The organism is Paenibacillus sp. FSL E2-0178 (assembly GCF_038593005.1).
Classification (GTDB): Bacteria; Bacillota; Bacilli; order Paenibacillales; family Paenibacillaceae; genus Paenibacillus_AQ; species Paenibacillus_AQ phytohabitans.
In genome coordinates this window covers 3190372-3216393 of sequence record NZ_CP151953.1, presented here as the reverse complement: position 1 = coordinate 3216393, position 26022 = coordinate 3190372, and the positions used below count along the sequence as shown (strand labels likewise).

The following is a 26022-nucleotide window of genomic DNA, read 5'->3' as shown; positions in this document are numbered from 1 at the left end:
CGCTAGTGCTTATTAATGATACTAGAGAAGACCTCCGGGTCTTTAATGAAGACCAGTACAAACGTTATTCCGATGATTTTCAGGCCGCAGTGGATGATGCCGGAGACTATCTGTCCCGGCTGGAAATGCAGCCGACGATAACGGCAGTCCATTATGGCCGGGAACGCCAGCTGAAGCTGGATCAGGATGTGCTGAGTGTGTTCTACAGTAACCTGGCGCTGAAATTCGGACTGGAGAATAATAGGACTGAATTGAACAATCTGAAAATGCATATGCCGGCCCTTGTGATGTTCGGTTATAGCGGATATACGCTGGTTACGCTCGATGATACAGCCAGTAATGGAGGAGAGAAGGAGCTTAAGCCTGTCAGCTGGCCGGAACGGCCCTACTACTACAAGCTTCGGAATAATAACTTGCTCTATTTCACTTTGGACGATAACGCACGGGTATACGACACTGGGACCAATAAATTCTATGAGGGAGATTATGGAGAGCTGGCTGCAGAGACGAGTCTCGCACCTATCAACTCACTTGAGCTATTCCGTGAGATCCGCCAGAGCACGATCACTTCACTGGTCGAACAGGATCTGGCCACGGCCATTAACAGGCACCTGGAGCTGGTGAAGCGGATGGGCATATCCATCCAGTTCACACTGCCGCGCGGTCTTCAGGAGCAGTCGATACAGGATGTGGGGATGATGGCTTTTATACAAGGCTATCCGCTTCCCGGCGGAGAGCTGCTGGATGCTTATTCCCTCGGCAGCGGCGCTGTCATGCGGCGCAAGGTGCTGATCGGAACCCGGAATGCAGCAGGCAGGCGTACGGCCTACGGTGAAAGCTGCTTGCCTGCCGGAGCGAATGTCATTGAGAGCCTGTTCGATCCGGAGGAGGCTGCGAGGAAAGGGTATTATGTGGAGGATTGTGCGGTTAGGTGAAGGGAAATGAATGAGTTCAATTCAATAGAGGAGGGACATAATGAAAAAAATAATACTTAACAGTCTATTGATTGTTTCTATGATATGCACAAGTTTGTTGGTGCAGAGTCGTCCGGTGCTTGCAGCAGAGCAGTCTGCTACATTTACGGACATTCAAGGGCACTGGGCTAAAGAGGCTATCGATACGGCAGTGAAAAGTGGTTACTTCAAAGGATACGCCGACGGCACTTTTAAACCGAATGGTACTGTAACGCGTGCAGAGTTCGCGGCGTTATTGTCTAGGGCAACGAGGACACAGACAGAGAACGCTCAAACGAATGTTTTTGCGGATCTGGCAGGCCACTGGAGTGAGGCAGAAGTTAATCGGGCGGTATCGCTGGGTTACGTTAATCTGAGTGACTATCCTAACGGGTTCAAGCCAAGCACACCCATTACACGTATGGAAATTGCCAAGTGGATGGTGTCCGGACTTGCGGCAGGTGACGCAGATTATAAGCAAGCTTTGCAGGATACGGTTACAACGGTGCTACCGGTAAAAGAATATTTTAAACCGGGCATTCCACAATCCCAAGCTCCATATATTGCGGTTTCTCTGGGGACCAAGCTGATGAGCGGCTATCCTGATGGGTCATTTGGATTAACCAAGCAGGCGACCCGCGCTGAAGCATCCGCTATTCTGCTGCGTTTGAATGAGGTTAGCCAGCAGGAGGCAAGCAGTTTTGTAGGGTTGAACGAATTGCGGGAAGTGGGAACCGAGCGGACAAATATGGAGAGCATTAGTCCGTTTAGAACTCGTGCTGGTACCTCCGTCAATGGAATCATAGGGAAGAAGTATACTTTCCGTAACAAATCCGGAAGTATGACTGTGAAAAATATTATTGTGGTGGATTCACAAGACTTTACAAATATAAGGGGGATTTATGGGCCATTATTTGTAGATAAGAATTATAAATTCCAACGGATAGATAATAAGGGGATGTACAGAGTATTTGCTGAAATCACAATATATCCCACTAAAGAAAAATTTTATGCTAGTAATTATTATGAAGGAGCGCCCTCTTTACTCGTGGGAATGTACAGCGAGAATAAGTTGCCTGAGAAATTCGGCTACACAATGATACCGAGAACTCCATCATATGATTTCTATTTAAAGAGCGGTGTAACCCTATGGGTCAACTTATTATGGGAAATAAATGAATTTCCTAGATGGGTAGATTTTGACGATGGTACAAAGCTCGACATTGAAGTTGGGAATGATTAGGAGGGGGGATAGTGAGGAGATGGTTACCACTACTAACTCTGGTTATTATTATATGCTTTTTGAATCCTATTTCTACAAAAGCACAAAATAATGAATTTACAGGTGGTTATCCGGAAGTGGCACAAGGGTTAGAGATTACGCCACAAGGACCTGCAAGTATGCAAGCAGTTAAAGTTGAGGTCAAGGGGCTAGCTGAGGCAAATCCAAAGGTTGTATGGGTACAGCATGATTCAGGTGATTGGACAGCTAGCTATAACGGAGGAACTACAACTATAACTACTACTAGTACAGTTAATTCAGCCGGTGAGAAAGTTCCTAATGAGAAACAAACCGATTTTTCTTTAGATATGGGCATTTATGCTCCCGTTTCAATGCAAGATGAACTAGGAAATGCCTTTCAGAAAGAGTATATCAATAACCTCAGTATTTATGAGATGCGCTGGAGGACCTTACATAGTTATAAAGCTGTAGGAGCTAATCCGGAATTTCAAGCAGGATCCTTGAATGCGAATATAAAAGTTATTACCGGTTTCCCGAATCCTTACACCAATAGAGAGAGTTACAATGAAGGAAGTGGTCCCGCTAAATATATAGCTGAATACGAAATTCTTATGGATGTGGCCTTCAAGGGATATGTGGTTGAAAAGAAACAAATGCGTGTACTCCAAAATGCTAACTTACAAATTAACGAAACAAAAAATATGCAAGCGCAAGTTAGAACGATGAGTGTAACAATGACCCAGTTTTCTAATAATTGGTTTGATGTTACTGTGTTTCCATTTAACGAAGAAACCGAAGAGGGCACGGTATGGAGTTCTGATAATTCAGCGGTTGCGAGTGTAGACCAGTATGGAAAGGTTAAAGCCAATGCAGCGGGGACAGCGCATATTACGGCACAATGGAAAAAGGGACCTTATTTTCTATATGGAACTGCTACCATAACCGTAGGCGGGGGAGAAGGCTCAGGCTCAGGCGAATGCACCTACACCATTCAACCTCCGAACAAGATTGCGGCTCCGCAAGCATCATTTATGGACCCGGCAGCGAGCGGGGTCATTCTGGGTGATGATGCAGCGAATGGGATACACTTTGATGCACCGACTGGAATTCCTACCTCAGATCATTTATACGCCAATGCTTGGGGAAAGAATTATTTGTTTGAACATACCTTTGCCAATATGGCAGGGCAGATACGCTATTCCTGCAGTGTGGATGTTACCTATCCTACTAAATGGGAGGAAGCGCAGCCGGATCTTCCGGGAGAAGAGGGGGAAGACCCGATACCCCAAGATCCGCTTCCCAAAGAATCATCCTTTGACAAAACCTATACCTTTGAATTGACGCCTAGAGAATATGCGTACTGGCAGATCGATCAGTTATCCGTCTATCAAATCGACCGGGCGCTGATGGAGAACTATGCCCTGCCGGGAGGGTCGGTCACACTTTACCCTAACAACTATAATGCTCCGGCGGTTGAACTCGCCAACAGTACTGTGGTGGAAGAGCATGTTGTTCCGCAAGAGACAGGAACCCTATCGTTTACGCCGGAGGTGGTCGATGGCGGGGACCATGAACCAAGCCCGAGCGATGTTGACGATACAGATGAGCTTAAGAGTCTTGCAGAATCGCAAACGAACGATCCAAAGGTGCAGAATGACCGGCTGGTATTCAACGGACAGATAATTATGGATGACACTGTCTCTACAAAGACCGGGCCCGTTCCAGGAAGGATTGCCGATCCGCAGGATACCGGAGGCGATGTACTTTATCAAGGCCAGTTGATGATTAACCGGAGTCTGCTCAACCGCGCAAATGCGGGCAGTTCTGGTTCAATATTTTACACGATGCTGCCCGAGAATGTGGAGGGACGCGGAGACCAGTCGTATCCGATCAATGGAATTAACTCCATCACCGTACACACACCAGTCGTCAACTATTCGCTTCTCCCGGATGATAACCGTCCTTACGACCAGCGGATGGACCCGGATTACGATCGGACGGTGCTGATTCTGGACCGGCCCTTTACTGTTCATTTCACAGAGAGCGGGCAGCACCTGAACATTCCCGGCTACGGCAACCGGGATTATGGCAAGTACACGCAGAACAAACGCATCCAGTTTCCGTTCGATGTGTTCCAAGAGGGGCAGTATTACCCGGAAAACACCTGGATCAATATCCCTGTCGGTACACCGTACATGAACTTTACCATGCCGACTTGGGTTAACGAAGGGGACTATACCATTCATACACAGTCCTGGGCAATCAATGCACCGTCAGACGGGGCGGAGTTGTGTCAGGTAAATCTGAACGGAAATCTGGCAAATTACTGCGCAGCGGAGAGCTTTAATGTCGGGGTGGTCGGCAGGCTGTTCGATTTTCGGATCTGGGATATCGGGGATTTCCGGTTTGAAAAAGTATTCCGCACGGGAACGGGCAACCTTGACCATAGCAGCGCAATGTATTATACGGGTGGCAATGATGAGAATGGTGCACCAACGGCTTTAAGCGGACAAAGACAGTGGCATCTCCCTATCCGCAAAGGTTCACATCCCACGGAGCAATTGACCACTCCGCATAACGGCTATTCGTTTCTATTCGACTTTCAGACCATCGGGAATCTGTGGCAGCCGGGAGAGGGAATCCGGATTGAGCCAAGCTTCTATTTTATTCCGAAGACTGGAGGAAGTGCAGCGCCCGTTGATCTGTACTATGACGTCTCGGGTTCGGGCAATAAGATGATCGGCGTCGGCTCACCGAAGGACAAGCTGAGCTATACCCGCACCTACCGCTTAGCCGATGGCCTGCGGAATATATCAGGCGGTGAGTTATCCACGGCGGCCAGCTATGAGTATAACTATATCCTCACGGAGGCGGAGCGGGGGCAAACGAATTGGCTGAAGTTCTACGAGCAGTATATAAAGCGCAAAACCGAGATTTCCGAAGGCTATAACCTGGAAATTCTGCCTTATACATCGCGTACCTTAGTCGGTCCTACGAATATTCCGAATGGAGTAAACCCCATTGCCGCAGTACGCAGCGTGCAGCACTGGTACGGGGAATACAACCTGCCGATAGCTCCTTACATCCTGCCCAAGGGAACTAACATTGTGACTTTGGCGAATCATTATGGAGGCGCACTGGACGGCCATGAACAGGAGTTCATTACCGGCGGCTATATCCTGGTGAAGTTCGAAATTTATACGGTCAAAAATAGTGATGCCGGCACCCGCATTCTGGGCTACAAAGCGCCTGAAGCCAATATGTGGGCGATTGAAGGCCAGATGACAGCAGACACTGATGAAATGGGACATCCGTTTTCTTTTTCCTCCGGCGATATTATTCTGTTCGAATCAGACTTCTCTGTGCGGAATGACTATCAGGGGCAGGGAAAATGAACCTGAATTAAGTTAAGGTAAAAAATTCTTTAAAAGGAATAAAATATAAAATTATCAACGCTTTAGACCGATAAATAAATTATGCAGAACCAGAGCTATACTAATGGACTTGAAATTTTCGCAAGTTTATAACTGTGTTTTTCAAGTTCATTTTTATATAAAAATATGATTTATAAGGAGCGATTTATAATGGCAGACAAAGTAACGGTAAATTACGATGGTTTGAAATCAGTGGCAGACAATATCATAAGACAAAAAGGAGAATACGATAATTTAATGAAAAAAATTACGACTACGGCGACGACGCTGAACAGTATCTGGGAGGATGCCGCCGCAAGAGAGTTTGCGGAAAAGGTGAAAGGAATGGATAAAACCTTTACTGCATTTGGCCAGGCTCTTGAGAATATTGGAACTCATATGAAAAATGTTTCGACTAGTTATGAAACTCTTTCTAGAGAAATTAAAAACGCTCAGAACAAAAGCTTCTAGGATTTTCTTTATCCAATAAACAGCAAGAGCCCCACTACATAAGAATGCAATCAGCTATGCAGCATGCTGCATAGCTGATTTTATTAGAAATTGGCAGGGGGAAGCTATGGCGACGACGAAATTATTGTTTAATGTCGATGAAGTAGAGCGCCTGCGGACGAAGATTGGACTGGTCAGCCAGGACACAAATCGCCTGTATCTGCAGTTCAAGGGAAAAGCCTCGGACTGGGGTGGTATCCCGCTGGGTCAGGAACTGCTAAAGGCCCAAGTACTCATTAAGGAATTAACCAGCGAAGCTGAGAGGCTAGAGGATCTGATACGCAGTGCCGTCCAGGGAGTCCAGAGTGTTCAAGCCGAGAATAAACGGAAGGCAGGTCAGCTCAGCCAGCAACTGGGTGTACTGGCAGGGTTATTCGGAAGCATGGGAGGCGGCGGGTCATTCGGTCCACTTTCTATCCCCTTTTTGGCACAGAAGGCCGTGACCAGCCTGGTTCGTACGTTAACGATCCTGAGTGCCAAGGATGAATGGAGCGGCGATCCGGTGGTGCAGAAGCTGCGGGGAATAATTCAGCAGTCAGGCCTGGTAAGCATCGATGGACTGGCCGCGGAGATGAAGCTGAAAGAGATTTACGAAGCACGGGAGCAGATTGGAAAGTCACAGACCGCCTACGAGGTGTATAAGACCTTTGGCAATCAGGCACAAATGGAGGCTGCACATCAGCAGGCAGAAGAAGCGCGCAAGAAGCTGAAGTCGATGGGGATAAGCGAAGTCCAGTATCAGCCCGGGAAGGACCTCAGCGGATATTACAAGCAGTCAGCGATCAAAGCCTGTGACTACGATCCGAGCATTACAGACAAAAGCGTACCGCTGCTGGAGAAGGAAGAATATGCGCTTTTGCTGCGGATGGCGATGGAGCCGGGAATACAGGGGGAGTGGGCGAAGCAGCAGCTGGCCTTGATCCAACCGGAAGCAACGATAGGGCCGGTAGACCCGCGTAACAGCGTGTCAGAAGCGGATATCCTGAACCGGAACGATCCTGTGGTGATCGAGCGGCTGAAGGAAACGTACTGGTTCACCTTACCGGTCGAGGAGCAGGACCGGAGGTATGATGAGCTCAAAGCGTATTATAAAAAGCTGGATAAGGAAACAGCAGATCATGACCGTCTGGTGAGAAGCGGAGTCGGGAACCAGACCGTGGCGAATATCCTGGTGGGCGGAAGCAATATGATGGTCCAAGCCATTAACACGGCCGCATTTGGACTCCCAAGGATGCTGGGGGACTGGATTGCAGGTCCAATGCCAGAAGGCTATGTCAATCCAATGGACGATCCGTATGGAAAAAAAGCGGGACAAATAGCCGGAACCTTCATTAGCATCGGCCTGCCCTGGAAGTTCTTGGGCGCAGTGAAGACGCCAGGTGTGGTAGGTAAGTTCTCGCCTACCTTACTCAAATCCATGGTAGCCGGAGCAATCAGCGGAACTCTTGAAGAAACCATGGACGCGATCAATGATTACCGGGATGATGGGAAGCAAAGCGTGGGAGAGCGGTTAATCTCTGTAGGTGTGAACACGACAATAGCCGGAGCAGGAGATGCGTTATTCACCGCCGTGAGCAAAGGGCTGTCCAGTGTAAAGAAGCTTGTGAACGGGTCTATTCGTGAAGTGGAGTTTAAAGAGGTGGATGGCACCGCCAAGGGCAAGGCGGGGATCGATGAGAAGGCGAAGGAGCTTGAGGAGGTTCGGAGTGGGGGGACGGGTGAAGGTGGTTCTGTCAACAGAGCTTTTAGAGAAGCGACCGAGCAAGAGGAGAAATTAATTGATGATGTTAGGAAAAGATTTAATGCAGGAAAAAGCAAAAATGTCGCTGTAACTAAGGGTGAAATAAATGGTGAACCAATTAATTTGGAATCAATGAGTGGGTATGATCCGAAAAATCCGTACCACAAAGACAATTATCCTAAACCACCTGAAAATCATTATAAATATAGAGGGTCAGATAATAATGGAAGGTTGAATGATACAGAACAGAAAATGATAGAATATTTGAGAGAAAGGTTCAAAAACAATCCTAATGTTGAAGGCAACATCGAGATTATTTCATATAAGACTATTTGTCGAAGTTGCAATGATATTGTTGATCAATTCCAAATGGATTTTCCGAATATCAAAATTACTAGAGTTCAAATCTTAGTTGAGTAAAATTTGGAGGGAATTTAGAATGGATTTTTTAAAAGACGGTGGTATCAGGAGTTTCTTGTCGACCTTAGAAGGAAATTTATATCCAATGAAATCTTGCAATGAAGATGATATTTTAAAATTGAAGGACCTAATTCCAACAAAAGAACTCCCCTTAACTTATTTAGAGTTTATGTATAGAGCAGGTAATGGGATTGAGTTTTTGACAGGTACAGATTATTCAATGAAGTATATATTAGAACTTAAGGAATGGGCAGTTGAACTTTTGGATGAAAATAATTTTCCGAAAAAATTAACAGACAATCAGTTTGTATTTATGATGCATCAAGGATATATGTTCTGGTATTTTAATTTGGATGAGGGTGATAATCCACCAGTGTATCTTTATGATGAAAGTCTTGATCTTACTGATTTCAAGAAAGTTAGTGATACGCTTTCAGAATTTTTAATTTCATTGTATGACTAATATTGGTCAGTGAAAACTTCTATAGCTCTTAGAAGCCAGCGAATCCTCGTCAATATTGGACGTATTCTCATTGGACTTAATTATTTTCGTTGTGGATAATTGAGGATGTTGAGCAAACTTGCGAAAAATAGACTTGTGTAAATAAAGGAGCGACGGTAGCCTTGGATACCACGGCATGAGACGGCGTACGCAAATAGGGAAAAACAACGCTGGCGTCAGGCTGGATTAGCGCAAGGCATTAACTGCAGCAGTCCCATGCACTGACACATGACAAAACACTCGATTGCTTGAATCGTTTGTTCAATCCGATGCTGATCCTGTTCATCTTATACGGTTTTGAGCGCGAAAACTCCAGTGACTTGCTTCATTTCCCGAAACGGGTTTAAAAGTCGGCCGTACGCGTCGTAAACAACTCTTTGAGTTTGTTTGCCTCCCCCTTTTTCGGCGGTCGGCACGTCCGGGCTTATTCGTTGCGGGGCGCTCGTAGGTCACCCCATCAGACTTGGTCTCGTCACGATATCCATCCGGGCTTCAGAACCGGAATGGCACGCCTGTAACTGCTTCAAGGCTGGAACCGACAAGAAGTACCGATTCAGAAGCGGTGGGGCTTGACCGAGGCCTTGTCGACTTTCAGGGGGACTCGTAAAGGACGATTGGTATTGAGCCTAACGGACACTACTGGTTTAATCTGGGGTATATTTGTCACAGCAAGGTATTCCTTCGGAATTGAATCAAGCTATGAAGAACGGAAATCCTTAGCGATAAGGGTTTCCGTTTTTTTGCAATATAATGCTACAATACCCGTAATGACAGCCTGCTAATGCTTGCTTTGAATCATAAATTCAGGGGAGTGTAGGTATGAATAGTGACCGGTATACCGATAAAAACCAAATGCCAACGGAAGACGAGCTGTATTCATCTCTTGGAAGTGAGGCGAAGGATGCCTGGGTTCAATTAATGAGCTTTGCAGAGGAGCATTACGACCATGTAGCCGAATGGAATTACGGCGGCAAGAATTACGGCTGGAACGTCAGGTACCGTAAAAGCGGAAAAACCCTATTTAACATGTTCCCGGAGAAAAAAGGATTTACCGTCCTGCTTGTTCTTGGAAAAAAGGAGATTGAAGGGTATCCGGACAGATGTACAGAGTTCAGCGACGCTTTCCGCTCCGTGTATGATTCTGCAGCCCAGTATCATGACGGGAAATGGTTATGGATAAGGATCGAAGCTGCCGGGCAGCTTGAGGATATCCAAAGGATGATTCTGATCAAGAGGAAAGCGAGAGTCCGCCGATGAACTGGACGGTTGAACGTATTCTGCATTTTGAAGAGCGGAGCACAATTATCGACGGATACTGTCATTTCGGTTTTCACGACGGGCAGGGGAACCGGTTCATACTGGATCAGGATACACATTGGCTGGGGAGAATAAGCGTGAGCAGCAATGCGCTCAGCTGGACGGCCGGAAAGTCACCGGTGAGGGCTGGAGTCCGGCATATCCATGTTGATCTGGCTAATCCCACTTATGTGACTACAATAGATTCAGATACGATCATGGTTGTAAGCAGCGGGAATAACAAGATATTCCGGATCAATCACTTTACAGGCAGTTCGCAGCTATTGATCGCCGGAGACGTATGGGGGTTGAAGGATATCGGCAACTGCGAGTATGACCCGGGCGGTTTCTTGTGGATTAATGAGGTGACCGGATGCAGAGTGCACAAGTTCGACCTTGAAGGCCAGCTGCTTACCACTTTTGGCAACGGTGTACCAGGGTTTGCGCAGGATAAGGCGGCAAGGGATGAAGTGCAGTTTAATTGGATTTTTGATCTGCGGCGCGGGCCAGATGGCAATATCTATGTTCTGGATAGCGGGAATTATTGCGTACGGATGATTGATGTTAGATGTGATGTAGTTACACGGGTAGCGGGTACGGGGACAGGTGGCTATTCCGGAGATGGCGGCCCGGCATTAGAGGCAACCTTCGGAACTAATCCGGATGATCACTTCGATGGGCCCTGGTCTTTGGCGATTGATGAAGCAGGTAATCTATTCATTGGTGACACTCAAAATCATGTGGTTCGAATGGTCGAACGGGAAACGGGGCGGATAACCACGATTGCTGGCCGTACCCCAAGGATCCCTTCCTACAATAATGATTCAGCTATATGTATAAATCCGCTTGATCTGCAGCTGCCCAAAATTTGTAGTCTTGACTATTATAACAACCGCTTGTTTATTCCCGAATGGGATGGAGAGTTAATTATTCTGGCAAGGCCTCGCTAACAGAGCTTATTAACAGGATTCACCACTTCAGAGCCGCGGCGTATTTCGGGTACAGCTCGCGGATGCAGTCCGGGCAGATATCATGGGTGAACTGTAAAGAGAGCTGCAGCTTCAGGAAACGTTCAATGGTAATCCATTCCTCCTGGCTGCTGCGGACTGATTTGCAGGCTGCACAGATGGGCACGAGCTGGGGGCTTGGGTGTAGATGGACGACGCTGGGGCACTGGGTTACAAGGGCAGGACCGGCAGATTCCTCTGCATTAGGGGGAGGTCCAATATCTCGCAGTGTAAGGACGGCAGTCTGATGCGCGGGTGCTTGTTGTTCAGTAAGGAGCGGGAAGATATCCAGGTGAAATATTCTGCTGCCGCCATTGCCGGTCAGGAGAGTCAGTTCAACACTTGAGGCAAGGCGGATTCCCTTGAAAATATCACACAGCAGCTGCTCCAGCTTCACCATCCCGTCCGGATCAGCCAGCTTTTGCCGAAACAGCTCCAGCACATTTAATCCGAGCCAGTCCCCAGCACTTGAGAAGCCGTACAGCCGGTTAAAGTCTTCCCAGTGATCGCTGGCGAAACGGATGTCTCCAGTGCTGCCGATTACCAGCGAGTTATGCTTCATGGCATTCAGGGATTGAATGATGGAAGAAGAGATACTGTCCGGCAATGGTAATCGCTCCTTGGGTGGTGCAGGAATGACAAGCTAGGATGGCGGGAGGTTCAGCAGTTCGGCGACTTGGCGGCGGTAGCGGTCGGCTTTACGTGTGCCGTGAATCAGGTTGGATAGCCGATAGGGTGGGATGCCGTGTAACTCACAGAATTTCTTCTGGTCCAAATGCAGTTCTGTCAGACGTTGTTTGATAGCCCAGCCATATGGAGTAATAGGTCGTTTGCTGTTCAGATCACTCACCTCTTATCGACTATCCAGCCGCTATGTTATAATTAGGAAAAGACATAATAATAGTTAATTATATACTTTTTTACGTCATTTTACAATAAAAAATAACGTTTTTACGTATAAAAACATTTTGGCGGAAGGCGGGTTACCGAATGCACTCCATTTACGAACGAATTGAAACTCTCATCAAACGGCAAGGACTTACGAAGAAAGCTTTCTGTGAGCAGCTGAATATCAGCACCGGCAACATGGGAGACTGGAAGCGGGGCAAGTCGACGCCCGGCACGCATAAGCTGATTGAGATCGCCGCATTTTTTAATGTCAGCCTCGATTGGCTGATTCTGGGCAAGCGGAGTGTGGACACGGTGAAAGAAAGCGGAGAGGATTATTTTTTTGGCCAAATACGGCAATTGAATTGCCAAACGGATGAACTGCTGCAGAAAGAGAAGGAGTTTATCAAGGAATACATTGAATTTACAGAGTACCGTAAGCGCAAGGCGGATGATGGGAATTCTAATTAAATAAGCGATACTCTGACATGAGTGAAAATTCTTAAAAGGGCATCTTTACTTTTTACGGCAATGGATTTATAATATTGAATGTTGGCCTCAAACAAAGCTTTAACATTTGTACACACCGCGCGGTAGTGGTGGAATGGCAGACACGCTATCTTGAGGGGGTAGTGGGTGTATACCCGTGGAGGTTCGAGTCCTCTCTACCGCATAACATGTAACAGCAGAAACCTGAAATTCCTTATCCATAAGGGACTTCAGGTTTTTTGCTGTTTATTTGGGTTTGCAACTGCATGGAGTGAAGTCAAATAGGAAGGGGATGAGGATTGTGCATAAGGAATGGAGTGAAGACTTGAATAAGCGACGGTGTCCGAATGGACGCTATTTGATTATTACTGCGGATGATTTCGGCATGTGCCATTCTATGAATGCGGCGATTATGGAGCTGTGGGAGGCGCGAACCATTACTTCGGCTATGATTATGATGCCAGGGTCCTGGGCTAAGCAGGCAGCTGACTATGCCACACATAACCGCGAAGCGAATATCGGTGTGCATCTTACGCTTACTTCCAGTTTCCCGCAGTATAAGTGGGGGCCGGTGACGAGAGATGGAAGGGTTCAATCGTTAATGACTCAAGAGGGGTACTTTTGGGGGACATCAGCTGAAGTGGAGCATCAGGCTGCTGAAGAAGCAGTCAGGACTGAAGTACGCAATCAGCTCGAAGCCGCCATACGAATGGGGATTGATCCGACACATCTGGACAGTCATGAGGGCAGTCTATTGGGACTGGCGGGCGGACGCGATTTTCTGGAGCTGGCCTTCGACTTGTGTGAGGAATACCGGCTGCCGTTCAAGCTGCCCCGGAACATTGTGAACCAGTCTTTTTTATCTCCGCAGATGCGGGAGTTGTTCCAGAAGAGAATTGATTCGGCAGACCGCCGGGGAATTCCGCTGATTGATGATTTAATCATTCTGCCTTATGAGCAGGAGCAGGGGGAGGGTTATCCTGATGTGGGGCGCCAATTATCGCAGGCCATCCAAGAAATGAAAGCTGGAATAACGGAGCTGGTCGTGCATCCTTCAAGGGACACTGCTGAAATGCGCACCCTTACCCCCTCTTCGGCCAAAAGAGAAATGGAATATAACTTATGTATGGACAAGGAATTCAGACAGCTGCTGGTGGACGAAGAAATCCGGTTGATATCCTGGAAGGACGTACGTGAACAGATGCGCTTGGCTAGATAAGGCAAGGCTTGCGCCGGGCTAATTCCAGGCAGTTACCGGTGAGCTTATGATGAAAAAAACACCCTTCACACCCGGCATTCATTCGGGCAGTAAGGGTGTTTGTATTTTGCGGCAGACAGATGAATTAGGTCGCTCTACTCCAGCAGCTTGGCGATGTCTGCTTCAATCTGGTCCGGTGTGGTTTGCGGTGAGAACCGCTTGAGCACGCGGCCTTCCTGATCCACCAGGAATTTAGTGAAGTTCCATTTAACGCTCTTGGAGCCGAGTACGCCGGGTGCTTCTTTGGAGAGATATTTGAATAAAGGATGGGCTTCATTGCCGTTGACATTGATTTTCTCGTACATAGGGAAGGTTACACCATAATTAATCTCGCAGAACTCGGCGATGTCTTCACTCTCGCCCGGCTCCTGTTTGGCGAATTGGTTGCTGGGGAACCCCAGAACTTCGAATCCGCGGTCTTTGAATTTATCGTACACTTCCTGGAGACCCTTATATTGAGGAGTGAAACCGCATTTGCTGGCTGTGTTCACGACGAGCAGTACTTTGCCTTTGTATTTGGAGAGTGATTCTTCCTGGCCCCTAAGGGTGTTGGCTTCATAATCATAGACACTCATGGATAATTCCTCCCGTACATTGATTTATCACAATTTAATTGTACACTATTCACCGTCAGAAGCAACCCTCCAGGTTGTGACAACATTGCATAATCGTTTCAAAATGCAGGGGATGTTTAAGTTAAAGGTATGTGTCGGTACAAAATCCGCTTGAAAAAGGAGAAGATCAAAGATGACTGCAGTGCAACTGAAGGCGTTATATACAGCTACAGCAACCGTTCGCGGGGGCCGCGAGGGTTCAGTGGAATCATCGGATGGAGCCCTTAAGCATGACCTCAAAATTCCGAAGGAGCTTGGCGGTCCCGGCGGTGCCGGTACGAATCCTGAGCAGCTGTTCGCGGCAGGATATGGTGCCTGCTATGAGAGTGCGCTAGCCAACATTGCCCGTAAGGAGGGCGTGAAGCTGCAGGATGTGGAGATCACTTCCAACGTGCTGATTGGCAAGGACGAGAGCGACGGAGGCTTCAAGCTTGCGGTTAAACTGGATGTGAAGCTGCCGGGTATTGAACGGTCTGTAGCGGAAGATCTGGCGAAGAAAGCTCATGATTTCTGCCCGTACTCGAAGGCGACCCGCGGAAATATTGAGGTTGAACTGAACGTACTGTAAGGTATGGTGAAGTTATATCATTGAAAATGATATGTTCCAATATAAGGCCGGACAGCCGTTGTTCGGTCTTATACTATGTGGAGCCGCAGAAACAACGGGTAGGAATGAACAAAGCTGGGAATAATGGCTAAATAGAGTCGGAGAAGGTTAGAAGTGCAATAAATAGCGGGCGCGAGCTTGCTGTTTGGTTGACATCACCCCGGAAATTCTTTAATATGTCTAAGTATCTGTTAATGTCGCGTGTGCTATTAACTACCAAAAATTTAAATAATGGGTGATGAAGATGTCTTACAGACCGAATATTACGAATGTGACCAAAGCCAGCAGCAATGATAAGGAAGGATTGTACGAGTTCATTATCAAGCTTGCTGACGGAACGGAGTGCCGCGCGTTCTACAATCGGTTTCCGGAATGGAAAATGACGAACATCAGCCGCCTGCTCAAGACGCCATGTCCGGTATGCCGCAAAGATTTCATCTGCAGATGCATGGATTCCTTCACAGCTGATTTCGAAGGGCAAATGCTCGGGGACGAGTGGATTAACAAGGCAATTGCTGAATAATTACACGTACGGACGTTGTAGGCGCGGGAGCTATCCCGCGTTTTTTGATTTTTTCAGAAGTGGATATGAAGGGTACACTATGCTTAAGAGGAAGGGGGCGGCGAAGTGGCTGAAGAGTACAAGGAAAGGCAGGGTAAATCCATTGTGCTGATTGATGGAGTCTGCCATCTGTGCCAGGGGCTGGTCCGGTTCATTGTTCCCCGTGATCCCCGGGCGAACTTCATGTTCGCCTCCTTGCAGAGTGAGGCGGCCAAGGAATTGCTGAGGGCTGGCAGCCTGCCCGGCAATCAGTTAAACACAGTGGTGCTGGTGGAGAACGACAGCTATTATACAGAGTCGGCTGCAGTGCTGCGGATTGCCCGCAGACTGCGGTTTCCGTGGCCGCTCGCATATGTGTTCATCCTGGTGCCGAAACCGCTGCGTAACGCCTTGTACAGGCTTGTGGCAAGGAACCGCTACCGCTGGTTCGGCCGGGATGAGCAGTGTCTGCTCCCGTCACCGGATCTGAAGCGGAGATTCCTGTAGCGGGAAACCGGGTTTAATAAAAAGCAGTGCCGTCCTCTGAGGGGCGGCACTGCTTTTTGGGTTGCAGGATATTTTGACGCAAATGAATTCAATGTTTCCTGAGCGGTTCCTTACGGCTTCAAAGGTTCTGTCTTAAGCATATAGCTCTGGGAAAGCTTCCATTTGCCGTCAGCAGACTTCTTCAGGGTTGTCACAGTGGTGGAACGGCTATCCGGTAACGCAGGACCGCTTAGTTTCTTGGTCGTCTGCACGAGATATACGGAGGCTTCATCGGCTGTATAATCAATGATCTTGGAAGACTCGATAGCGGAATCCAGATCATAGACCTGGAACATCTGGGCATACACCTGTTTAGTCTGAGTATATGCGGGAGAAGTCTCGTCAATGGTCGAGAGCAGGCCGTCGAGATTCTCTTTGTTCGTATAATCAAAATTAGCCTGAACCACAGCATTGATCAGATCTTCCTCAGCTTTGGGGACCGAAACTGCTGCTTCGAGCGTTCCCTCCGGAAGGGAATACTCTATAGCTTTGATCTGCAGATTGCTGATCTGCCACTGTGTGCTGCCGGTACTCCGGGTCAGGGAATAGATGTACTCAGCTTTGCTGTTCAGCATAAAAGCACCGCCGAGCTTCTTGCTGGTTTCGATCGTCTGCACCGTTGCTTCACTCTTCTGCACATCAATAATGTTCAGCTGCTCGATGGTGGTCTTGGTATCATACTCCGCCATTTGTTCCTCAAGCTGCGGACCAATCGCGGTTAGCGGAGACTGCGGATCGATAAGCGACACGAAACCTTTGGCATTCTCATTATTCAAATAGTCGGCGTACTTATCGAACAGGGCTGAGATTTCTTTGGTGGATGCAGTAGTGTCTACTGCGCTGGTAATCGTTACGGTGTTGGCTTTGGCGTCCCAGCTCACCTGATTGCCGGTAGCTTCACTGACGAAGCGCAGCGGGACATACGTCACATTATTAATCATCCGGGGAGCGGATACCAGCGACTTGACCGTTCCATTCACGCTGGCTTTTTTGCTGCCGATCTGCAGCTTGATGCTCAGGCCTTCCTTACTGGCGGTGACGGTGCTGGTCTTGGCATCCCAGGCTAGCTCCAGGCCCAGCTTCTCGAAGATCGGGCGCATAGGCACGAGGATAGAATCGTTGTCTTTGACCGGCGAGCTGGAGCTCAGGTTCAGCTTCTGCTGATCAATCAGGACAGTAATAGGTTGTTCTGCTGCGGCAGCGGATAAGCTGACTGCACCGGATAAGGCAAGAATGGCAAGGAATCCGGGAATTAGTTTCATAATTGTAAAACTCCTCTCTATAATCTGGACTAACTTATGTATGTACGTATGTATTATAAAGGTACGCGGAGAATGGTCACATATCCCTCGCAGGACATGTAAGGTAGGGGGATTCTGGGAGGTTCACTCGGATATTGGTAAAAAAGATATTGCTGAGCTCTTATATATATGCTACTATAGCTGTAAATTATAGGAACAGTAACGGAAGCACCGTTCAATGACCGTATCCCACGGTTATTGGCGGTGCTTTTTTTGCTGCCATTTTTGCCAATATTCTGAGAGGAGAGTGATTTCATGACGGCAAGAATTGTACTTGCAGTCCGGGAGAGCGAGTACATTGAACCACTGCTGCATTATTTGCACCATAGTGAATATGGGGAAATGCTGCGGATCACAGCGTTCAGCAGGCTGGACACTTTTATGGAATTTATGAAGGGAGACGAAATTCCGGATGCAGTTGCCGGAGACCCATCCTTCATTGAAGCCTGGCTGGTGGAAGGAAGGAGCACGGTTCCGTGGGCAGTGTTGAGTGATGCGGGAGACCTGCCGAATGCCGGTAATGTGGCAGGAGGAATGAGGATTGCCAAATACCAGGCGCTTCCCTCGCTGCTGGAGTCCGTTCTCCAGCTGTGTGATCTGAAGCGGGTCAGGACTGCTGCTGCCCCCAAGGAGCAAACACTGCTGCTGGGAGTTGTCTCGGCAAGCGGCAGCAGCGGCAAAACAACGCTTACCCTGAATATGGCGAAGCAGCTTGGTGCACTCGGCCTCTCGGTGTTCTACCTCAACCTGGAGAGTGTGGACAGCAGCGGATTATATCTGCGGATGCCGGGCGGTAACGCTCCGGGCTTTGAACGCCTGCTCTACGAACTCAAGGCTGGGGGAGAGAACAAGGGAGGGAGGGGGAAGCCCTTATGGAAGGATTATGCGTTCAGGCATGATAGCCTGCGTTGTGATGCATTCAGACCTGTGGAGAATTTCAGGGAAATGCTCCAGATGTCACGTCAGGATACGCTGGAGATATTAGAAGGGCTGGCTGCGTCCGGAAGCTATGATGTGATCATTGCGGATACCGGAAGCATTGAGGAGGAGCGGGCTCAGGCTGTATTGCACAGATGCGGACTTCTGCTGTGGGTACTGAAGAACGAGCAGGTAAGCCGGCACAAGACGGAACGCTGGCTTACCTACTTCGACAGCCCGCATTCCGGCATGCCTCCGGAGCTGAGAGGCAGGAGCAGATTCGTGATGAACTGCTGCACGGAAGCGGTGAATGACAACCCGGCGGATGCCGGAACCGGGCTGGCGGGTACACTTCCGTATATTCCTTCCTGGGGGATGCAGCATTACGGAGAGCTCTGCCTGAGCTCACCCCAATTCATAGCGGGAGTACAGCAGCTCTGCAGAAGCATAATTGAACCGGCTTTGCCGGGCGTATTTACCGGGAGTTCTGCATGAATGAAGAAATGTTCAGAGCACTGCGCAGCGACATCCGGGCAGGGCTGGACGTTACTTCGGCCATAGGAAACCATGAGCTTGCCGCTTTTATTGAACGGATTATTCTTGGACGGGACAATCTGCAATTTTTGACGGCCAAAGAGAAGCACGAGCTGGTGAAGAAGCTGTTTGACTCCTTCCGGGGGCTGGATATCCTGCAGCCGCTGATAGATAATCCGGCCATTACCGAGATTATGATCAATAGCCATGAGGAGATCTTTGTGGAGGAGGATGGCATGCTCCGCAGACTGCCGCTGGCTTTTGAATCCAGAAGCCGGCTGGAGGATATTATCCAGACTGTAGTCTCAGGCGTTAACCGGGTGGTGAATGAGTCTTCGCCAATTGTAGATGCCCGGCTGCAGGACGGTTCGCGTGTCAATATCGTGCTGCCGCCTGCTGCGCTAAGGGGCCCGGCAATGACCATCCGCAAGTTCCCTGAGACGCCTATGACCATGGCCGAGCTGGTGAAGCGTGAAGCGCTCAGTCAGGAAGCCGCAGAGCTGCTGCAGACTCTGGTAGCGGCGAAGTACAACATCTTCATCAGCGGGGGGACAGGCTCGGGTAAGACTACCTTTCTGAATGCCCTGTCGCAGTTCATACCGCCGCAGGAGCGTGTGATTACGGTAGAGGATTCTGCGGAGCTCCAGATTGTCACAGTTCCGAATCTGGTCTCGCTGGAGACGAGGAATGCCAACACGGAAGGAAGGGGCGAGATTACCATCCGCGATCTGATCCGCACTTCTCTGCGGATGCGGCCGAACCGTATTGTTGTCGGTGAGGTGCGTGGAGCAGAGTGCCTGGATATGCTGCAGGCGATGAATACCGGCCATGACGGATGTTTATCAACAGGTCATTCCAACAGTGCGCGTGATATGGTCAGCCGGCTGGAAACTATGGTCCTCAGTGCCGCAGAGCTGCCGGTAGCTGTAGTCCGTCAGCAGATCGGTTCAGCGATTGATATATTCGTACATCTCTCACGGCTGCGGGACCGTTCGCGCAGAGTCATGGAGATTTGTGAAGTTGCGGGTCTGCGCAGCGGAGAGGTTGAGCTGAATCCGTTATATGAATTTCGGGAAACCGGGGAACGGAATGGCCGGGTTCAGGGCGGACTTGCCGCCTGCGGCAATCCGCTGCTGCATACAAACAAACTGCGAATGGCCGGAATCAGTGATTATTCATTGCTGCGCTTCAGCGCAGCCAGAAGGAAGCCAGAGGAGGTTGTGTCCTGAATGCCTTGAAGAACAGAAGCCAGAGTGTACCCAAAGCGGATAGAAGGATATTCGCGAAAGGAATAAAGCCGGTTCAGCCGCCTGGCGGATCTGCTGCGGGCGAGCAAGCAGTGCTTCCGGATTATACCCGGTACGAATTGAACGCCATGCAACGAATTCTGGTCATTCTGACGGGTGGTGTACTGTTATTTGGCCTTGGTTACCTGTTCTATCATCATCTGCTTCTCTCTGTGCTGCTTGTGCCGGGCAGTGCAGCCGGCCCACGTCTGCTGCGCAAATACCTGCTCCAGCGCCGGCGCTCAGCGCTTAATCTGCAGTTCAAGCAGATGCTATTCTCGCTCTCTTCATCGCTATCTGCCGGACGGTCGGTGGAGAATGCTTTTCGCGAGGCGGTGCTTGATCTACGGATGCTTGACCCGGAGGGCAGCGGTGACATGATCGCTGAGCTGAATATTATCTGTACCCGTATGGAGTACGGGGAGCCGGTGGAAGAAGCGCTGTATGATTTCAGCAAAAGGGCAGGCATGGAGGATGTGGAACGTTTTGCAGATGTATTCATGGTCTGCAAGCGGACGGGCGGGGATCTCGTGGAGATCGTGCGCCGCACTTCTACAATTATTGGAGAAAAGCTGGATATCCAGCAGGATATTGCGGTCAGTATTGCCCAGAAGAAATTTGAGGCCAAGGCCTTACTCGTCTCTCCGCTGATGATGGTGATGTTCATGAGCCTGACAGCGGGAGACTATATGCAGCCAATGTATACAGGTGCTGGAATAGCGGTCTCCACACTGGCGCTGATTGCCTTATTTCTCTGCTATCTCTGGACCTCCAAGATCATGGATATTCCATTGTGAAGAGGAGGGAGGGTTGATATGTCACTGTTATGTACTGCAGTCATGCTTATCTTCACCGCCGGCTGGCTGATTCTGCGCTTCAAATGCAGCGGCCGCTACGCAGTGCTGCGTGGACTGCCCATGGCAGGGCTCCGGCTGCGGTGGCTGGGCGAGCCAATCCTGCTGCTTGTGGAGAAGGGGAAGGTCGTTAGCCTGATCCCGGCTGTAATGTTCAAAATTCAACGCTCGCTGCAGCGGATCTACGGCATGCGCCATAGCGCAGAAAGAACTTTGCTATTCATGGGAGAGATGTTCAGCTACAGCTGGCTGTTGATCACAGGAGGCAGTGCATTGACCTTGTTTACGGGTGAGCAGGCGGGAATCTCAATTGGGGGCCTCCTGGCAGTTCTACTTCCGGTTGCGATGGTCAGTGACCTGCACAAGAAGGTGCGGCTGCGGGAGCAACTTATCCTGCTTGAGCTGCCGGAGCTGCTGAATAGTTTAGTCTTGCTTGTTGGTGCAGGCGAGACGGTGCAGCGGGCAATCCTCCGCTGTGTCAACAGCCGCCAGGGAGACAGCGCCCATCCGCTGTATGCTGAACTGCTGAAGATGACAGCGGAATGGGAAGGCGGCTATTCGTTCCAGCAGGCGTTTGAGAACTTCAGCAAGCGTTGTGCGGTGCAGGAAGTCTCCATCTTCACAACTACAGTACTGCTAAATTACCGCAGAGGCGGAGCTGACTTTGTTCTGTCGTTGCGTGATCTGTCGCGGATGCTCTGGGAGAAGCGGAAGGCTATCAGCCGGACCCACGGGGAACAGGCTTCCTCAAAGCTGGTCTTCCCGATGGTGGTTATCTTCTTAATTGTGATTGTGCTGGTGGGGACACCGGCGCTGATGATGTTAAAAATGTAGGAGGTAGAAGCATATGATGACGCTGATTGCAGAAGGTGTGAGGAATTTTTGGAGAGATGAAGATGGACTGGGCACGCTCGAGATGATACTGATTATTGCGGTGTTGATTGCGGTAGTGATGGTGTTCCGTGAAGAGATTGTAAAGGTAGTTAAGGATTTGATTAGTACTGCCGGAGATAAGAGTCAGGAAGTATTTGAGTGATTCCTCTGCAGGAGGAGGAGGGAAGCTTCACAATCGAGGCTTCGCTTCTGCTGCCGATCATTATGTGCATCACAATGCTGCTGCTGTTTTTCTCCCTCTACAGCTATCAGAAGTCAATGCTGCTGCAGGTTGGCTCAGCTGCAACCGAGCGTGCGGCCTACAATTGGGAGAATAGCAACAGGACGGTGGATGGGGAATTCGCAGCTGGCAATTATGATCCGCTGTACTGGAGAATCAGCGAAGATGGATTATTGGGGTCCTTGTTCGGAAAGGGTGCACAGAATGGTAGTACGGCAATTGTACTGCCTGGTGAGGCGGAGGGTGGGGGCGAATTGCCCGTAGTGAAGCTGCGGCAAGCTTCGAAGATTGTCCAGTTGAATCTGACGGGAGAGCTTAGCTACACTTATGGACTCACAGGCCGCAAGATCAGTGCTGAATTAAAGAAGGTGCTGAGTTTACCTGTCTTGGATGAATTATTGGCGGATGAGGCGGTTCCCGAGGTATCTGCCATCTCCTATGTTACTGAGCCTGTTGAGTTTATTCGAACCGTAGACCTCATGCGTTACTACGGGTCCAAGTTCAAGAATCATTCATCCGGCAGCAAGGAGGACACGGGCATGGAGAAGAAGAACGCTGCCCTCATGCTGGACAAGCTGCACTAAGCTGCCAATATCTCAGCGGGATCGGTTCAGGGGATGGGGCCGGAGGGAGGTGATAACGGATGCTGCATTCCAAGGAATGCAAGTTGTTCAGCAAGCATCCTAGCCCGGGCCGCTGCCGGAATTACGCAAGTCGGAGCGGAACTAGGAACAGAAGTAGCAACAGAAGTAGCGATAGTAAATTCAGATATCTGCATACAACTGAAGGATCTGTCTCCATTTTTCTGATTATGATACTGGCTTTCGTATTTCTTTTCACCACTGTGCTCATAGATTACGCGCGGATTGCGGCTGTGAATGTGCAGGAGGAACGTTTGGCGAGAGCCGCGGTCCGCTCCGTGATGTCCTCTTATGATATTACTTTACGGGACAGGTACGCTCTATTCGCCTTCGGCGGTAACGATGGCAATCAGCTGCTGTCCAAGGTGCTGAACGATAATCTGTATGAGAGCGGGCGGGCAGATGCTTTTAATCTGCTGCCAGTAAAGCTGGATTCCTCTTCGCTGAACTGGAGCCGGCCGCTTGGCAGCTATGATATCTTCCGGCGGCAGATTATTGAAGAAATGAAGTATAAAGCACCTGTTGATTTCGCACTGGAGCTGGCAGGAAAGCTGAAGCCCCTGTCTGCGGCAATGACGGAGGCTTCACAGACAACACAGATACTGGGAGACCTGCAGCCTCTATATACTCAGCGTGAGGAAGCATTGGAACTTATGCTGCAGAAGAGAAGAGAGGCTGCTGACAGTACAGTGAAGCTGCAGAAGCTTCTGATGAATCCTCCTGCTAATCATATATATCCTGCTGGGCTGGGCTCCATTGCCTCTGCTGCGGATATCCCGGCGATGTATAACGATTATTTCGCCAAGTATTACGAGGATTTGTTCCGGGATACCAAAAAACCGCCGAAGTACTCAGGAGTTCTATCGCTGTATAGAAATCAAGTATCTGATTTGATCAGCCGGATACCTGGTGTTCTGGCTGAGGTTCAGGCAGACCATAACTCCCGGTTACAGGAGGCCAGATCAGCACTTACGAAGGCTGAGGATTTAAACCGGCAGATGAAAAGCATGCTCAATCAGTCAATGGCTGCCGCAGATACTGCCGGAAATGATCCTGCGCGGAACTGGGACATCCCGGGGAGCGCGGAAGAAATGAATTCAGAGCCGCTCAGGAAGCTGAGGGAACAAGCAGCAAGCCTTATTCTCCCATCATCCGAGTTCAGTACTATGGACAATAACTTAGGGGAACAGGAACAGGCTGCAATGAACCTGGAGCCGGCAGTATCCGGATTACCAGCCGTATTGAGTGCATTATCAGGATCATCTGGAGAGTATTCAGGCATGGTTACAGGTGTTCTGAATGCTTCAGGGACAATTCATAGTTATATACAGAATTATGGCGAGCATGGATCCATTATTACAGCTGAGGCCACGCAGATTGACGGCCGCCGGACTTCGGACAGTGGGCGCAGGCAAACGGAACAACAGGCCAAAACCAAGCTCGGGGAGGCTATGAAACTGCTTAATGAGATCCGCGGTCTGGGTGAAAGCGCAGAAGAAGCCGTGGAACGGTACCGTAGTCTGCGTCAATACTACGAGGAGAGTGTCTCTTTCAATGAGGGTATAGAGCAGGAAGCAACAGTTACTGTGAATAGCGGTGATCAGTATACTGCCGGAAAATCATCAATGAAAAATATGGACGGCTTGTACTCAGCGATGAGCAGTGTTCTGGAAGGCGCCAGGGACAGATTGTATCAAACAGAGTATTCAGCAATGTATTTCCGTCATTTTGATCTATCGGCGCTGACTCCGCTGGCTTCCGGGTCTGCGGAAGGGTTGGGAGAAAAGCTCGGGGAACAACTTGATCCTCAGGCTCAGGAGCTGGAGTATATTCTGTATGGATTCTATAATCCTGCCGGAAATGTAGCGGCGGCATATGGGGAGATCTTTGCCTTGCGGCTGGCCGTACGGACTATGGAGGGAATGATAGAGAAAGCCAGTCTGGGCAATCCGCTGGCGGTCCTGGCTGCTGCACTTTTGTATGGAGTTGAACAGGCTGTTCAGGACATGCTTCTGCTCTGCAGGAACGGGGAGATTCCCTTATCCAAATATATGACCGCGAAGCTTACCTATCGTGATCATTTGCGGTTGTTTCTTCTGCTTCATGGAGGAGGGGAGGAACAATTGGCCCGGATGCTTGCACTTATCCGCCTGAATACCGGCACTGATCCGGCGGGTAAGCTCACGTATGCCTCAGCAGAACTCACAATGGGCATGCCGCTGTGGTTTCTCCCTGGAGTAGTGAAGCTGGTGGATTATAGTGCAGGACTCTCCGGGGACGTCCGGGGTAAGAATTATTTCAGGAAAGTAGGGGCCGACTTTTCTTATTGAAGGAGGATTGGCCGAATGAAGCTCTGTCTGCGGAAATCGCCGGGCCCGCGTGATGAAGGCAGCATGGTTGTAGAAGCGGCGCTGGTTCTACCCATGTTTCTGTTATTTGTCCTGTTCCTGATCTTTATTGTGCAAATGACACTATATTCCACGGCGCTGCAGAGCACGGTTTCCGATACGGTTAAAATAGTCTCGGCGCATATGTATCCTGCGGCTTTGGCCGCACAGCAATGGGATGATGCAGGTGAAGCAGAGAACACAGATTCGTCCGCTGGCTCTGCCTCCCCGGGTGTATGGAGTATTCCGCGGTTGTCGCTTGCCGAATGGAGCGAGAATTATGTGAAAGAGCTTCCTGAGCCTATGGAATCTTGGGTCAGCGCTGCAGTCCAGCAGGGAGAAGGGCCGCTCCAGAAGGTACATGCCGGAGCTTCCGAGGTCGTACTGGATATAGCACTTAAGCCTATGCTCAAGCCGTATTTGTCTTCGGACTGGCTTGAATACAGCCGGATTCATGTGTCCAATGTTACCGTCCCTGATCTAAATAAAGGGATGCATCCCTACTTCGGACTGGTAGTCAGCTATGACTTGCCGATGAAGGTCCCGTTCCTGAATCAAAAGATTGTACTTGAGGCCAGTGCAGTCGAACGCTTATGGATCGGCAACACTGATGTATCCGGAGATGGCGGTGAGGCCGGACCTGATGAGGAAACAGGCACCATTGTCGTCCTGGAGAAGCCTAATCCGGGCGTGGCGAATCATCAGGGCCTGATAAAGGTTAAGGTGCCTCCGGGCGCTTCGGCGAACCTGGCCATTTTTTACAAAAGTGGTCAGAGCACGGCCAAATATCTGGGCTGGAAGCAGGCGGATGAGAACGGATATATCGAATGGGAATGGAAGATAGGCGTAAATACAACACCGGGGACCTGGCCCTTCGTCATTTGTTTGGCTGACGGCACCACCTTGGAGGCTACTTTTACAGTTGTGAAATAACTGAAGTTTACAGGAAGGGGAGTGCG

Annotated in this window: 25 protein-coding genes and 1 tRNA gene; 22 read left to right on the top strand and 4 right to left on the bottom strand. The window is 49.4% G+C overall.

From position 1 onward, the window contains the following. Positions 1-5 precede the first annotated feature (5 nt). From MHI42_RS14035 to MHI42_RS14000, 8 genes are all read left to right on the top strand, one after another. Positions 6-935 carry a hypothetical protein gene (locus MHI42_RS14035; RefSeq protein WP_342424189.1) on the top strand — a complete coding sequence of 310 codons (930 nt, stop codon included), beginning with the start codon at positions 6-8 and terminating at the stop codon, positions 933-935. A gap of 40 nt (positions 936-975) precedes the next feature. Beyond that, positions 976-2196, top strand: coding sequence for an S-layer homology domain-containing protein (locus MHI42_RS14030; protein ID WP_342424188.1), 1221 nt, complete (start codon positions 976-978; stop codon positions 2194-2196). A 158-nt stretch (positions 2197-2354) separates the two neighbouring features. Then, positions 2355-5591: a DUF5704 domain-containing protein gene (locus MHI42_RS14025; protein WP_342424187.1), complete on the top strand. Its 3237-nt coding sequence runs from the start codon at positions 2355-2357 to the stop codon at positions 5589-5591. Between the two features lie 189 nt (positions 5592-5780). Beyond that, positions 5781-6080 carry a WXG100 family type VII secretion target gene (locus tag MHI42_RS14020; protein WP_342424186.1) on the top strand — a complete coding sequence of 100 codons (300 nt, stop codon included), beginning with the start codon at positions 5781-5783 and terminating at the stop codon, positions 6078-6080. Positions 6081-6186: 106 nt separating this feature from the next. Further along, complete coding sequence (locus MHI42_RS14015) at positions 6187-8280, top strand: deaminase domain-containing protein (RefSeq protein ID WP_342424185.1); 2094 nt, start codon at positions 6187-6189, stop codon at positions 8278-8280. 19 nt (positions 8281-8299) lie between these two features. Then, the gene (locus tag MHI42_RS14010; protein WP_340988763.1) at positions 8300-8743 is read left to right on the top strand and encodes an SMI1/KNR4 family protein; all 444 of its coding nucleotides are present in this window, start codon (positions 8300-8302) and stop codon (positions 8741-8743) included. Positions 8744-9601: 858 nt separating this feature from the next. Further along, entirely contained in the window at positions 9602-10039 is a 438-nt protein-coding gene (locus MHI42_RS14005) for a DUF3788 domain-containing protein (RefSeq protein WP_342424184.1), read from the top strand. Next, positions 10036-11028 (top strand): hypothetical protein, encoded by a 993-nt coding sequence (locus MHI42_RS14000; RefSeq protein WP_342424183.1) that lies wholly within the window; start codon positions 10036-10038, stop codon positions 11026-11028. The genes MHI42_RS14005 and MHI42_RS14000 overlap by 4 nt, the downstream gene beginning before the upstream one ends. Positions 11029-11047: 19 nt before the next feature. Here MHI42_RS14000 and MHI42_RS13995 read toward each other — a convergent pair whose 3' ends face one another. Then, positions 11048-11692 carry a PAS domain-containing protein gene (locus tag MHI42_RS13995; RefSeq protein WP_342424182.1) on the bottom strand — a complete coding sequence of 215 codons (645 nt, stop codon included), beginning with the start codon at positions 11690-11692 and terminating at the stop codon, positions 11048-11050. A 36-nt stretch (positions 11693-11728) separates the two neighbouring features. Further along, complete coding sequence (locus MHI42_RS13990; protein WP_076242814.1) at positions 11729-11926, bottom strand: Rha family transcriptional regulator; 198 nt, start codon at positions 11924-11926, stop codon at positions 11729-11731. Between the two features lie 149 nt (positions 11927-12075). On the opposite strand from MHI42_RS13990, the gene MHI42_RS13985 reads away from it, so the two are divergent. The 3 genes from MHI42_RS13985 to MHI42_RS13975 all read left to right on the top strand — a co-directional run bounded on the left by MHI42_RS13985 (position 12076) and on the right by MHI42_RS13975 (position 13681). Continuing rightward, positions 12076-12444, top strand: coding sequence for a helix-turn-helix transcriptional regulator (locus MHI42_RS13985; protein ID WP_342424181.1), 369 nt, complete (start codon positions 12076-12078; stop codon positions 12442-12444). Positions 12445-12563: 119 nt separating this feature from the next. Further along, a tRNA-Leu gene (locus tag MHI42_RS13980) sits at positions 12564-12646 on the top strand. Between the two features lie 141 nt (positions 12647-12787). Next, on the top strand, positions 12788-13681 hold the full coding sequence (locus MHI42_RS13975; RefSeq protein ID WP_342424180.1) for a polysaccharide deacetylase family protein: 894 nt from the start codon (positions 12788-12790) through the stop codon (positions 13679-13681). Between the two features lie 134 nt (positions 13682-13815). Here the strand turns inward: MHI42_RS13975 and MHI42_RS13970 are convergent, their stop codons facing one another. Beyond that, a complete protein-coding gene (locus tag MHI42_RS13970) occupies positions 13816-14295 on the bottom strand; it encodes a glutathione peroxidase (protein WP_342424179.1) in 480 nt (159 codons plus the stop codon). A 187-nt stretch (positions 14296-14482) separates the two neighbouring features. Here MHI42_RS13970 and MHI42_RS13965 point away from each other — a divergent pair, with 187 nt between their 5' ends. The 3 genes from MHI42_RS13965 to MHI42_RS13955 all read left to right on the top strand — a co-directional run bounded on the left by MHI42_RS13965 (position 14483) and on the right by MHI42_RS13955 (position 15989). After that, a complete protein-coding gene (locus tag MHI42_RS13965) occupies positions 14483-14902 on the top strand; it encodes an organic hydroperoxide resistance protein (protein ID WP_042140820.1) in 420 nt (139 codons plus the stop codon). A gap of 283 nt (positions 14903-15185) precedes the next feature. Continuing rightward, positions 15186-15464, top strand: coding sequence for a hypothetical protein (locus MHI42_RS13960; protein ID WP_171717818.1), 279 nt, complete (start codon positions 15186-15188; stop codon positions 15462-15464). Positions 15465-15569: 105 nt separating this feature from the next. Further along, entirely contained in the window at positions 15570-15989 is a 420-nt protein-coding gene (locus MHI42_RS13955; protein WP_342424178.1) for a thiol-disulfide oxidoreductase DCC family protein, read from the top strand. 110 nt (positions 15990-16099) lie between these two features. Here MHI42_RS13955 and MHI42_RS13950 read toward each other — a convergent pair whose 3' ends face one another. Further along, positions 16100-17290: a copper amine oxidase N-terminal domain-containing protein gene (locus MHI42_RS13950; protein ID WP_342424177.1), complete on the bottom strand. Its 1191-nt coding sequence runs from the start codon at positions 17288-17290 to the stop codon at positions 16100-16102. A 294-nt stretch (positions 17291-17584) separates the two neighbouring features. Between MHI42_RS13950 and MHI42_RS13945 the strand changes: the two genes are divergently transcribed. The 8 genes from MHI42_RS13945 to MHI42_RS13910 all read left to right on the top strand — a co-directional run bounded on the left by MHI42_RS13945 (position 17585) and on the right by MHI42_RS13910 (position 25996). After that, positions 17585-18742 carry a hypothetical protein gene (locus MHI42_RS13945; RefSeq protein WP_342424176.1) on the top strand — a complete coding sequence of 386 codons (1158 nt, stop codon included), beginning with the start codon at positions 17585-17587 and terminating at the stop codon, positions 18740-18742. Then, a complete protein-coding gene (locus MHI42_RS13940) occupies positions 18739-20010 on the top strand; it encodes a CpaF family protein (protein ID WP_342424175.1) in 1272 nt (423 codons plus the stop codon). The genes MHI42_RS13945 and MHI42_RS13940 overlap by 4 nt, the downstream gene beginning before the upstream one ends. 62 nt (positions 20011-20072) lie before the next feature. Then, positions 20073-20864 (top strand): type II secretion system F family protein, encoded by a 792-nt coding sequence (locus MHI42_RS13935; RefSeq protein ID WP_340989414.1) that lies wholly within the window; start codon positions 20073-20075, stop codon positions 20862-20864. 18 nt (positions 20865-20882) lie between these two features. After that, complete coding sequence (locus MHI42_RS13930; protein ID WP_342424174.1) at positions 20883-21755, top strand: type II secretion system F family protein; 873 nt, start codon at positions 20883-20885, stop codon at positions 21753-21755. A gap of 13 nt (positions 21756-21768) precedes the next feature. Next, the gene (locus tag MHI42_RS13925) at positions 21769-21957 is read left to right on the top strand and encodes a Flp1 family type IVb pilin (RefSeq protein WP_076242375.1); all 189 of its coding nucleotides are present in this window, start codon (positions 21769-21771) and stop codon (positions 21955-21957) included. Then, positions 21954-22619: a TadE family protein gene (locus tag MHI42_RS13920; protein ID WP_342424173.1), complete on the top strand. Its 666-nt coding sequence runs from the start codon at positions 21954-21956 to the stop codon at positions 22617-22619. The genes MHI42_RS13925 and MHI42_RS13920 overlap by 4 nt, the downstream gene beginning before the upstream one ends. A gap of 227 nt (positions 22620-22846) precedes the next feature. Then, positions 22847-25006, top strand: a complete 2160-nt coding sequence (locus MHI42_RS13915) for a hypothetical protein (protein WP_342424172.1) — start codon at positions 22847-22849, stop codon at positions 25004-25006. 15 nt (positions 25007-25021) lie between these two features. Further along, complete coding sequence (locus tag MHI42_RS13910) at positions 25022-25996, top strand: pilus assembly protein (protein ID WP_342424171.1); 975 nt, start codon at positions 25022-25024, stop codon at positions 25994-25996. Positions 25997-26022: the final 26 nt, after the last annotated feature.

Excerpts from the sequence above, each read along its gene's own strand:
- MHI42_RS14030 (WP_342424188.1), top strand. The coding sequence starts at position 976 with ATGAAAAAAATAATACTTAACAGTCTATTGATTGTTTCTATGATATGC.
- MHI42_RS14025 (WP_342424187.1), top strand. The coding sequence starts at position 2,355 with ATGCAAGCAGTTAAAGTTGAGGTCAAGGGGCTAGCTGAGGCAAATCCA.
- MHI42_RS14020 (WP_342424186.1), top strand. The coding sequence starts at position 5,781 with ATGGCAGACAAAGTAACGGTAAATTACGATGGTTTGAAATCAGTGGCA.
- MHI42_RS14015 (WP_342424185.1), top strand. The coding sequence starts at position 6,187 with ATGGCGACGACGAAATTATTGTTTAATGTCGATGAAGTAGAGCGCCTG.
- MHI42_RS14010 (WP_340988763.1), top strand. The coding sequence starts at position 8,300 with ATGGATTTTTTAAAAGACGGTGGTATCAGGAGTTTCTTGTCGACCTTA.
- MHI42_RS14005 (WP_342424184.1), top strand. The coding sequence starts at position 9,602 with ATGAATAGTGACCGGTATACCGATAAAAACCAAATGCCAACGGAAGAC.
- MHI42_RS14000 (WP_342424183.1), top strand. The coding sequence starts at position 10,036 with ATGAACTGGACGGTTGAACGTATTCTGCATTTTGAAGAGCGGAGCACA.
- MHI42_RS13985 (WP_342424181.1), top strand. The coding sequence starts at position 12,076 with ATGCACTCCATTTACGAACGAATTGAAACTCTCATCAAACGGCAAGGA.
- MHI42_RS13970 (WP_342424179.1), bottom strand. The coding sequence starts at position 14,295 with ATGAGTGTCTATGATTATGAAGCCAACACCCTTAGGGGCCAGGAAGAA.
- MHI42_RS13960 (WP_171717818.1), top strand. The coding sequence starts at position 15,186 with ATGTCTTACAGACCGAATATTACGAATGTGACCAAAGCCAGCAGCAAT.
- MHI42_RS13950 (WP_342424177.1), bottom strand. The coding sequence starts at position 17,290 with ATGAAACTAATTCCCGGATTCCTTGCCATTCTTGCCTTATCCGGTGCA.
- MHI42_RS13945 (WP_342424176.1), top strand. The coding sequence starts at position 17,585 with ATGACGGCAAGAATTGTACTTGCAGTCCGGGAGAGCGAGTACATTGAA.
- MHI42_RS13940 (WP_342424175.1), top strand. The coding sequence starts at position 18,739 with ATGAATGAAGAAATGTTCAGAGCACTGCGCAGCGACATCCGGGCAGGG.
- MHI42_RS13930 (WP_342424174.1), top strand. The coding sequence starts at position 20,883 with ATGTCACTGTTATGTACTGCAGTCATGCTTATCTTCACCGCCGGCTGG.
- MHI42_RS13925 (WP_076242375.1), top strand. The coding sequence starts at position 21,769 with ATGATGACGCTGATTGCAGAAGGTGTGAGGAATTTTTGGAGAGATGAA.
- MHI42_RS13915 (WP_342424172.1), top strand. The coding sequence starts at position 22,847 with ATGATACTGGCTTTCGTATTTCTTTTCACCACTGTGCTCATAGATTAC.
- MHI42_RS13910 (WP_342424171.1), top strand. The coding sequence starts at position 25,022 with ATGAAGCTCTGTCTGCGGAAATCGCCGGGCCCGCGTGATGAAGGCAGC.